Annotated in this window: 4 protein-coding genes; all 4 read left to right on the forward strand. The window is 74.1% G+C overall.

The genetic code is table 11. The features are described from left to right. On the forward strand, window positions 1-603 hold a 603-nt coding region (locus tag AC1MIR_RS16495; RefSeq protein WP_480029271.1), incomplete at its 5' end, for a glutamate ligase domain-containing protein. After that, window positions 600-2,009, forward strand: a complete 1,410-nt coding sequence (locus AC1MIR_RS16500) for a UDP-N-acetylmuramoyl-tripeptide--D-alanyl-D-alanine ligase (RefSeq protein WP_480029272.1) — start codon at window positions 600-602, stop codon at window positions 2,007-2,009. The genes AC1MIR_RS16495 and AC1MIR_RS16500, both read left to right, overlap by 4 nt. Continuing rightward, a complete protein-coding gene (gene mraY, locus AC1MIR_RS16505; protein WP_480029273.1) occupies window positions 2,006-3,094 on the forward strand; it encodes a phospho-N-acetylmuramoyl-pentapeptide-transferase in 1,089 nt (362 codons plus the stop codon). The genes AC1MIR_RS16500 and mraY overlap by 4 nt, the downstream gene beginning before the upstream one ends. After that, on the forward strand, window positions 3,091-4,406 hold a 1,316-nt coding region (gene murD / locus AC1MIR_RS16510), incomplete at its 3' end, for a UDP-N-acetylmuramoyl-L-alanine--D-glutamate ligase (protein ID WP_480029274.1). The genes mraY and murD, both read left to right, overlap by 4 nt.

Genomic DNA, 4,406 nt, shown 5'->3' on the forward strand with positions numbered 1-4,406 from the left:
GGCTGCCCCCCCCGCCCCGGCCGCGGCCGGGCGCAAAGGGCCTGGCGGGGGCGGGCGGGGGGGGCGCGGCGGGGTAGGGGGCGGGCCCGCGCCGTCGCGCTGCTGCCCAGCCTTTCCGGCGTGCGCGGGCGGATGGAACTCGCGGCGAAGCTCGGCCATGGCGCGGCGGTCTATGTGGACTATGCGCATACGCCCGACGCGCTGGAGCGGCTGCTGGCGGCCCTCAGGCCGCATGTGGCGCCGGGGGCGAAGCTGCATGTGCTGTTCGGCGCCGGCGGCGACCGCGACCCCGGCAAGCGGCCGCTGATGGGCGCGGCCTGCGCGAAGCTCGCCGATGTCTGCTGGGTGACCGACGACAACCCGCGCAGCGAGGATCCGGCGGCGATCCGCGCCGCGGTGCTGGCGGGCTGCCCGGGCGGCGTCGATGCGGGCGAGCGCGCGACGGCGATCGGCCGCGCGCTGGCGGCGCTCGGCCCCGGAGACGTGCTCGCCGTGGCCGGCAAGGGCCATGAGAGCGGACAGACGATCGGCGGCATGACGCATCCCTTCGACGATGTCGGCGTGGTGCGCGGCCTGGCCTTCCCCGGCGGGGCCGCGGCATGAGCGCGCTCTGGACCGCGACGGAGCTGCGCGCCGCAACGGGCGGCACGCTGGCGCAGGAGATCGGCGCGACCGGCGTCTCGATCGACACGCGCAGCCTGCAGCCGGGCGACCTGTTCGTGGCGCTGCGCGACGCCCGCGACGGGCATGATTTCGTCGCCGAGGCGCTGGCCAAGGGCGCCGTCGCCGCGATGGTGGATCGCGACCCGCCGGGCGTCGCGGCCGATGCGCCGCTGCTGCGCGTGGCCGACACGCTGGCGGGACTGCGCGCGCTTGGCGCCGCGGCGCGGGCGCGCAGCGGGGCGCGCGTCATCGGCGTGACCGGCAGCGTCGGCAAGACGACGACGAAGGAGATGCTGCGCACCGCCTGCAGCGCGCTCGGCCCGACCCACGCCGCCGCGGCGAGCTACAACAACCATTGGGGCGTGCCGCTCACGCTCGCGCGCCTTCCGCGGGACGCCGCCTTCGCGATCGTCGAGATCGGCATGAACAGCCGCGGCGAGATCGCGCCGCTGTCGCGCCTGGCGCGGCCGCATGTGGTGGTGATCACGACCATCGGCACCTCGCATATCGGGCGGCTGGGCAGCCAGGCGGCGATCGCGGAGGAGAAGGCGGACATCCTGGCGGGGCTCGAGCCCGGCGGCGCCGCGGTGCTGCCCGCCGACACGCCCTTCCTGCCGCGCCTGCTGGAACGCGCGAAGGAAGCACGGGCGACGGTGCTGACCTTCGGCGAGAGCGCGCGGGCCGAGATCCAGCTCACGGACTACGTGGCGGAGCCGGAACGCGGCACGGCGCGGCTGCTGATGGACGGGCTGCCGCTGTCCGTGCATCTCGGCGCGCCGGGCCTGCATCTGGCGATGAATGCCTGCGCGGCGATCGCGGCGGTGCATGCCATGGGCGGCGACGCGGTGGTGGCGGCCGAGGCGCTCTCCGGCTTCGATGTGGGGGCCGGCCGTGGGGCGCGCGTACGGCTCGCGCTGCCGGGCGGCGAGGCGCTGCTGCTCGACGACAGCTACAACGCCTCCGCCGCATCGATCCGGGCCGCGCTCTCCGTCCTGCGCGTGCAGAACGCGGCGCGGCGGATCGTCGTGCTCGGCGACATCCTGGAGCTCGGGCCGGGCGGACCTGCCATGCATGCGGAGCTTGCCCCGGATGTCGCGGCGGCGGCGGACCTGGTCTATGCCTGCGGCCCGCTGATGCGCCACCTGTATGAGGCGCTGCCGCAGGCGAAGCGTGGCGCGCATGCGCCGGACAGCGCGGCGTTGGCGCCGGTGGTGGCGGCGGCGCTGCGGCCGGGCGACGCGGTGGTGGTGAAGGGCTCGCTCGGCAGCCGGATGGCGCTTGTCGTCGCGGCGCTCAAGGCGCTCGACGGCAAGGCAGGCGCGCAGGGCGCGGGAGTGGTTCCGTGATCTTCAACCTGCTGTCGCCGCTGGCCGACGAGTTCCAGCTTTTCAACCTGTTCCGCTACCTGACCTTCCGCGCGGGCGCGGCCTGCATGACGGCGCTCGCGCTGTCGCTGATGCTGGGGCCGTGGCTGATCCGCTATCTGCGCGCGACGCAGAATGGCGGCCAGCCGATCCGCGAGGACGGGCCGCAGAGCCACCTGCTGACCAAGAAGGGCACGCCGACCATGGGCGGCGTGCTGATCCTGATCGGGCTGGTCAGCTCCACCCTGCTCTGGGCCGATCTGCGCAACGGCTATGTCTGGGCCGTGCTGATGGTGACGCTGGGCTACGGCGCGCTCGGCTTCGCCGATGACTGGCTGAAGGTCACCAAGCGCAACACCAAGGGTGTCTCGGGCCGGCAGAAGCTGGTCGCGCAGGGGCTGATCGGGCTGGCGGCGGCGATCTGGATGATGGTGCTGCTGCCCGACCCGCTCTCCACCACCCTCGCGGTGCCGGTGTTCAAGGAAGTGCTGGTGCCGCTCAGCCTGCTGTTCCCGATCTTCGCCACGCTGGTGATGATGGGGGCTTCCAACGCGGTGAACCTGACCGACGGGCTGGACGGGCTGGCCATCGTGCCGGTGATGATCGCCGCCGGCGTCTTCGCCTTCATCGCCTATCTGGTCGGCAACCGCGTCTTCGCCGACTACCTGCAGCTGCATTTCGTGCCGGGCACCGGCGAGCTCGCGGTGTTCCTCTCCGCCCTGATCGGCGCGGGGCTCGGCTTCCTGTGGTTCAACGCGCCGCCCGCCAAGGTCTTCATGGGCGACACCGGCAGCCTCTCGATCGGCGGCGCGCTCGGCGCGGTGGCGGTGGCGACGAAGCACGAGATCGTGCTGGCGATCGTCGGCGGCCTGTTCGTGGTGGAGACGCTCTCGGTCGTCATCCAGGTCTTCTGGTTCAAGCGCACCGGCCGGCGCGTCTTCCTGATGGCGCCGCTGCACCACCATTTCGAGAAGAAGGGCTGGGCCGAGCCCACCATCGTCATCCGGTTCTGGATCATCGCCATGGTGCTCGCGCTGGTCGGGCTCTCGACGCTGAAGATCCGATGAGCGAGCCGTCCGGCTTCACTCCCTTTGCCGGGCAGCGGATCGCGGTGGTGGGACTCGGCCGCGCGGGGCTGCCGGCAGCGGCGCGGCTGGCGGCCTGGGGGGCGGAGGTCACCGCCTGGGACGATGGCGAGGCCGCGCGGCAGGCGGCGGCGGAAGCCGGGCTGGCGGTGCGCGATCCGGCAGCCGGATCGTTCCGCTTCGACGCGTTGCTGCTCTCTCCCGGCATCCCGCACCGGCTGCCGCGCCCGCATCCCGCCGCGGCGCGGGCGGAGGCGGCGGGCGTGCCGATCCTCTGCGATGCCGAGTTCCTGTTCCGCGCGGTGCGCGCGGCCGGCAGCGCGGCCCGCTTCGTCGGCGTCACCGGCACCAACGGCAAGTCCACCACCACGGCGCTGATCCACCATCTCCTGCGCGGCGCGGGGCGGGTCTCGGAGGTCGGCGGCAATCTCGGCCCGCCCGCGCTCGGCCTCAAGATGTTGGGGGATGAGGGCGTCTATACCCTCGAAATGTCGTCCTACATGTTGGAGCGAATCGCGACGATCCGCTTCAACGGCGCTGTGATGCTGAATCTCAGCGCCGACCATCTCGATCGCCATGGCAGCATGGCGGGCTATGCCGCTGCGAAGGCGGAGATCTTCGCCAGGCAGGAGCCGGCGGACCTGGCCGTGCTCGGCCAGGACGATGCGGCCACGCGCGCGCTCGGCGCGCGGATCCGGGCGCGGCTGGTGCCGATCTCGGGCATCGGGCGGGTCGAGGGGGGCATCTGGGCCGAGGATGGCGTGCTGCGCGACGAGGACGGCGTCATCGCCGAGCTGCGCGACGCCCCTGCCCTGCCCGGCACCCACAATGCGCAGAACGCGGCGGCCGCGGCCGCTGTCGCGCGGGAGCTCGGCCTGACTTCGGGCGAGATCGCGGCCGGGCTGGCGCTGTTCCCCGGCCTGCCGCACCGGCAGGAGCAGGTCGGCACGCTCGGCGGCGTGCGTTTCGTGAACGACAGCAAGGCGACCAATGCGGACAGCGCGGCGCGTGCGCTGGCGTCCTACGAGCGCGTGGTGTGGATCGCCGGCGGTATCGCCAAGGAGGGCGGGATCGAGGGGCTGGCGCCGTTCTTCCCGCGCATCGCCCGCGCCGTGCTGATCGGCCGCGACGCGCCGCTGCTGGCCGCGACGCTGGCCGCGCATGGCGTGCCGCACGAGGTCGCCGGCACGCTGGAGGAGGCGGTGCCCGCCGCCGCCGCCCCCCCCCCGGGGGGGGCGGGCCCGGGGGGGGGGGGGGGCCCCCCCCCGGCCCCCCGGGCCCCCGGGGCCCCCGC

Source organism: Falsiroseomonas sp. RANM36 (assembly GCF_056682175.1).